Genomic DNA, 5,350 nt, shown 5'->3' with positions numbered 1-5,350 from the left:
GCGCTTTCTGTTCAGCTGGCTTGGTGGCTTTCTTGTGGTGAACTTTCTTGGCCGCCTGCGCTTTCTGCGCTACTGGCTTCTTAGCGGCTTTATGATGCTTTTTAGCAGCCTGCGCTTTCTGTACGGCTTTCTTGTGCGCTTTATGATGTTTAGCAGCATGAGCTGGTGCAGCGGTAGTAGAAGCAGCAGCCGGAGCGGTAGTGGCTGGCGCGGCGGTGGTTTCAGCAGCAAAAGCAACTGAAGAGATACCCATAGCAGCGGCTACAACCAGAGCGAATAATTTTTTCATTGCACAACCCTCAAAGTGTTATTTCATTTTCAGCCCACTGCGGGGCCGGTGAAGAGACTATAAGGGAAGGGAGAAGAGCTTTCCGTGAGTGATTGGTATCGGCGTGTTACCGATTGTACAAAGCCCGTCAGGGCAACGGGCTTTGTGTTGGCGCATCAGTTATTCAGATAACGATTTTCCAGGTGCTGCCTGAAATAGTGCGGGTTAAGATCTTCGCCGGTGGCATTTTCAATCAGCTGGCGGGTAGTGAAACGGCTGCCGTGCTGCCAGATGTTCTGCTGCAGCCAGTCAAAAATAGGCTGCAGATTTCCTTCCCGGATATCGCTGTGCACCTGCGGCAGCGCCTTGTTTACACTATTGAAAAGCTGTGCCGCGTACATGGCGCCAAGCGTGTAGGTAGGGAAATAGCCAAACGAACCGTCTGTCCAGTGTATATCCTGCATGCAGCCGTCACGATAGTTGCCGGTAGTGTCCAGCCCCAGCAGCGCCTGCATCTTTTCCTGCCAGAGCGCCGGAATATCGTCCACTTCAATCTCACTTTCTATCAGCGCGCGCTCAATCTCATAGCGCAAAATAATATGCGCCGGATAGCTCACCTCATCTGCATCCACGCGGATCAGGCCTGGCCTGACGCGCTGGTTGAGCGCTATAAAGTTCGCCTCATCCAGCTCAGGGCAGTCGCCCATCAGCGTTTTAACCTGTGGTAACAGCAGGCTTAGAAACGCCTCATTGCGGCCCAGCTGTTTTTCAAAGAACAGGCTTTGTGATTCGTGAATGGCGGTAGAGCGGGCCAGCGCAACGGGCTGACCGGGCCACTGTTTTGGCAGGTTCTGCTCGTAGCAGGCGTGGCCGGTTTCGTGGATCACCCCCATCATTGCGCTGATAAATTCGTTGGCATTGTAGCGGGTAGTAATGCGCACATCTTCCGGTACGCCGCCGCAAAACGGATGCGCGCTCACATCCAGACGCCCGGCATTGAAATCAAAATTGAGCAACTTCATCAGCGCGTGGCCCAGCTGCTGCTGCGACTCGATCGCAAAAGGGCCGACCGGAACGGCGACCGGCTGGCTCGACTGTTTCTCAACAATGCGCGTCAGCAGCGAAGGCAGCCATTGTTTCAGCTCGCCAAAGGTGCTGTCCAGTTTAGCCGCGGTCATACCAGGCTCGTAAAGATCCAACAATGCATCGTAACGGGAGCAGCCGTTGGCCTGCGCACGCAGTTCGGCTTCCTGGCGGCTCAGCTTCACCACCTCTTTCAGATTAGCGGCAAAACCCTGCCAGTCGTTGGCGGGACGCTGCTGACGCCAGGCGTGTTCACAGCGAGCGCCGACAAGCGATTTCTCTTCTACCAGCGCAGCGGGCAGCAGGGCGGCCTGATGGTATGCGCGATGCATCTCCCGCAGGTTAGCGCGCTCTACGTCATTCAGGGTCTCATTAGCGGCCTGCTCCAGCCATTGCGCCACGGCTTTATCCGTCAAGATCTCATGGCGAAGCACGCTCAGTTCGGCCAGCGCCGCGCCGCGTGCGCTGCTGCCACCCGGCGGCATCATGGTCATCATATCCCAGCCAGCGATGGCCGACAGGTGACCGAAACGGGAAAGACGGGTAAAAGTTCGGGTCAGATTTGCATAGGCGGATGACATAGATATCCTTTTAGTCATGGCGCTGTCAGGCAGCGCGGGAAGGGGTTAAGGGTAGATCAACAGGCCAGCAAAAGCGAACGCTCGCGCCGCCAAGCGGGCTGGCATCAATAGTCACGGTACCGCCAAAAGCCTGGGCTACGGAATGGACAATCGCCAGCCCAAGACCGCAGCCGCCGGTCGCTCGATCGCGACTGGGATCCAGGCGTACAAAAGGCTCGAATACCCGTTCGCGCTCGGCCTGCGGAATGCCCGGCCCGTCATCCTCCACCTGCAGACAGGCAGTGTCGCCATCAAACCACAGCCCGACGCGCACGCGCTGTTGGGCATAGCGAAGGGCGTTATTCACCAAATTATCCAGAACGCGCTCCATCAGTCGGGTATCCGCCACGCCCAGGTTCTGACGCTGCGGTGTATCCAGCTCAAGGGTAAAATCGGGATGCACCATCCGCATATCCTCCAGCCGTTCATTCAGCCACGCGGCCAGATCGAGCGACTGAAGATGCAGATCGACTTTTGGCCTGTCCAGTCGGGCATAGGTGAGCAGCTCTTCAATCAGCGACTCCAGCTGGCCGATATCGCGATTCAGCGCGGCGGCTTCGTTGGCGCTGAGATTATCGCTCATCTCCAGCCGGTAGCGCAGGCGCACCAGCGGCGTGCGTAGCTCATGGGCGATGCCGTCAATCAGCTGCTTTTTACTGACCACCAGCGTATTGATATTGTCCGCCATCTGATTAAACGCCACGCCGAGCCGCAGCAGGCTGGAGGCGTTATCAAAATGAATGCGTTCATCCAGATGTCCCTGCCCGAAACGCTGCGCCGCTGACTCCAGCCGCAGCATATCTTTCCAGTGCGGCCGCATCCAGATAAAGACCGGCAGCGCCAGCGAAATACCAATAAAGGCCAGCAGCACAATATCCAGAATCCGCATTTCATGGAGGAAAAAGAGGTAGGGGATCGGGCCCACGGCCAGCACATAATGGCTGCGCGGAATATGCTGTAAAAAAGTGTACTCGTCATCAAGGGCAACGATGCCGCCCGCCCGCAGGCGTCGCATGGTCGGCGCGTCCAGCTGGTACTTACTCATCGGCTCAATATGCAGCTTGAACGAGAGGTTAAGATCCAGGTTGTCGATGGTTTTGTTCCAGTCGCGGGGCGGGATTTCCCGCAGCTCGCTACGCATCAGGTAGAGCGAGCTTTTCATCAGGTCATCCATTGACTCGCGCCCGGCACGCTCGGCGGTAAATTTGTATACCAGCCCCACCAGCATCGCCATCACCAGAAAGCAGACGAACAGCAGTAGGTAAAACTGTATAAAAAGCTTCTTCATATTTTATCGCCTGAATATCAACATGTTATCTATCACGCTTTGACGGTAAGGGGCACTATGGAGGCAGCACAGAATCCCCCAATGCGTTTGTTTAGCCACTCAATTTGATCGCCGTCCAGGGCATTTATTCACGCTGAGTAGACGGTGTAAACCATTTCCGCGTTTTCATGGCCCATCTGTTCGGCTATAAACGCAGGGTTGGCACCGGCAGATAGCATCCAGCATGCGAATGTATGCCTCGTCTGGTAAGGGCAACGGCGACGGATCTCCGCTCGTTTCACAGCTTTGTCCCAGATAGATTTTATAGAGCTTACAGAATAATGGCCGTTAACGGAGAGGGAACCGCCACGTTGTCACGCACGGGGGCCAGTTCTGGCGTGACTGCCTCTGTCACGATAACAACCCAATCGGCCGTTGCCCCGGAAAATTATCTGCATGTGAAGAATAACCTTTCCGAAATAGCGGATGCAGGCGCAGAAGCGCAGGAAAAAGCGCGGGGTAATCTGGGGTTGGGCAAACTGGCGACGGCTGACGCTTTAACAGCCAGCGAGGCTGGCGCGGTTCCTGTTGCAGATGAGACTCCGGTGGCTGGCACGAACCTGGATAATGTTACCGACCCCGGCCAGTATTTTCAGAACGTCACAGGTCGCGTGACGCTGGCGCTCAACTATCCGGAAGCGGCGGCTGGTGTGCTGGTGGTCTATCGTACCGGCGTGGAGGAGGGAGGATGCTGCCAGGTGTATATGCCTTATAACTCGATGGTGGAATACAGACGGTATGCGTTCGGTAATCCGCTGGTGTTCTCAGCATTGAAAGAGTATTAATAGCCACTTGCTGAAGCAGCGAAAGGCCTGGCACGGTGGCCGGTGTTGCATTGAAAAGTTGACTTTAGGCGGCAGCGCTCCAATTCCTGTGCCGTACCAAAAAGACATTTACTCCCCAATAGCGTCGCGGCAGGCGCAAAAAAGCCCGCCAGGGGCGGGCTGGGGCGTAGGGCATGAAAAACAAGGGCGGCGGCAGGGTTATTAGATGATTTCTTTTTAGGTAACTCAGGACGTTTCACTTGAGTTAAACGTGATACTGCATCGACCTGAGGTATTGAGCCGTCACGAACTTTAGTCACTGTTTCTTTAACCGGGAAAAGTGCAATTTCACCCTTGCGATCAAATGGCCATGCTTCTTTGTTATCCATTTGATATTTATGAAAAATAATCGGCTACCAGCCACTGCTTTCCTTTGAAGGTAATAAGCGTTCCAATCTATCGCCGGATACGTGCTGTGTGTATTTATCGGCAGGTACCGCCTCTCTGCGGCCTTACCCGAACGTTTTGACCGAGTTATCAAATGCCATCGTGCAAACGATCAGCTACACGATAAATGAGGTAAGCTGCTACGAATCCCAGGCAAGACAATCCAGCCCAAAGGTATTTCATCTGCGATTCTGACATTGCTACAAACCAGAAAAGCAGCGCCAGGGTTGCCACTATGATGCAGTCGCTAATGCCAGCTATGCCGCGAGATGCCAGAATTTTTAAAAATCTCATCACCTGCGAACCTTTTGTAAAAAAAAACGGGATACTTCGTCGAACAAAGGGCGATTTTGCCGCCATAGTAAAAATACCGTCTCAAATGGCTGTAGTCTTTTTTCCATCAAAAAATACAGTAAATCCAGATCCCCAAGCCCCCTTAGACAGTTATACAGCTCAGGATCTCTTTGGCTCAACTTTCTGGAGGTATAAATTGCCCTGGACTGAAAAGCGCCAATAGACAGCAGTGTAGAAAACGAGAACCCAATCAGCATTTTTGCAATCATCCTGTCCGCAAACATTGGCCCTATGTTTCCCAAAATCATTCGATTTGTGATGACACTACCTGCCAGAAATGTTACTTCCGGTGCTTTTTAGTTTATCGACATCGATTTTATCGAGATATCTATCAATGATGATATTTGCTATTTTTTTGATGCTTTCCCGATTGGCATACCCGTTTTTTACCAGCCTGACACATCGCTCTCCGTCGAAACGATTTGCAGACCTGTTGTCGGTATCAAGAAAGCTGCGGCCCAGGTAAAACAAATCAACAGGCAGTTCG

General features: G+C 53.6%; 6 protein-coding genes and 2 pseudogenes. 2 read left to right on the top strand and 6 right to left on the bottom strand.

Going from position 1 to position 5,350, the window contains the following annotated elements:
* From asr to RTK32_RS06800, 4 genes and pseudogenes are all read right to left on the bottom strand, one after another.
* The coding region (gene asr / locus RTK32_RS06815) for an acid resistance repetitive basic protein Asr (protein WP_312042720.1) at nucleotides 1-289 on the bottom strand (289 nt) is incomplete at its 3' end.
* A gap of 155 nt (nucleotides 290-444) precedes the next feature.
* The gene (locus RTK32_RS06810; RefSeq protein ID WP_312042719.1) at nucleotides 445-1,932 is read right to left on the bottom strand and encodes a carboxypeptidase M32; all 1,488 of its coding nucleotides are present in this window, start codon (nucleotides 1,930-1,932) and stop codon (nucleotides 445-447) included.
* Nucleotides 1,933-1,957: 25 nt separating this feature from the next.
* On the bottom strand, nucleotides 1,958-3,259 hold the full coding sequence (gene rstB, locus RTK32_RS06805) for a two-component system sensor histidine kinase RstB (protein WP_312042718.1): 1,302 nt from the start codon (nucleotides 3,257-3,259) through the stop codon (nucleotides 1,958-1,960).
* A 128-nt stretch (nucleotides 3,260-3,387) separates the two neighbouring features.
* Nucleotides 3,388-3,582: pseudogene (locus RTK32_RS06800) on the bottom strand (tyrosine-type recombinase/integrase); the annotation flags it as partial.
* Between RTK32_RS06800 and RTK32_RS06795 the strand changes: the two are divergent.
* On the top strand, nucleotides 3,580-4,083 hold the full coding sequence (locus RTK32_RS06795; RefSeq protein ID WP_312042717.1) for a pyocin knob domain-containing protein: 504 nt from the start codon (nucleotides 3,580-3,582) through the stop codon (nucleotides 4,081-4,083). The pseudogene RTK32_RS06800 and the gene RTK32_RS06795 overlap by 3 nt on opposite strands.
* Here RTK32_RS06795 and RTK32_RS06790 read toward each other — a convergent pair.
* Entirely contained in the window at nucleotides 4,080-4,451 is a 372-nt protein-coding gene (locus RTK32_RS06790) for a hypothetical protein (RefSeq protein WP_312042716.1), read from the bottom strand. The genes RTK32_RS06795 and RTK32_RS06790 overlap by 4 nt on opposite strands.
* Before the next feature lie 293 nt (nucleotides 4,452-4,744).
* Between RTK32_RS06790 and RTK32_RS06785 the strand changes: the two genes are divergently transcribed.
* Nucleotides 4,745-5,026: a hypothetical protein gene (locus RTK32_RS06785; protein ID WP_312042715.1), complete on the top strand. Its 282-nt coding sequence runs from the start codon at nucleotides 4,745-4,747 to the stop codon at nucleotides 5,024-5,026.
* 101 nt (nucleotides 5,027-5,127) lie between these two features.
* Here the strand turns inward: RTK32_RS06785 and RTK32_RS06780 are convergent.
* Nucleotides 5,128-5,350, bottom strand: a pseudogene (locus RTK32_RS06780) (hypothetical protein); the annotation flags it as partial.

Source organism: Erwinia sp., from assembly GCF_031978025.1.
Lineage (GTDB): Bacteria > Pseudomonadota > Gammaproteobacteria > Enterobacterales > Enterobacteriaceae > Erwinia.
The sequence above is the reverse complement of the archived record's forward strand: the minus strand, read 5'-3'. Positions and strand labels throughout refer to the sequence as shown.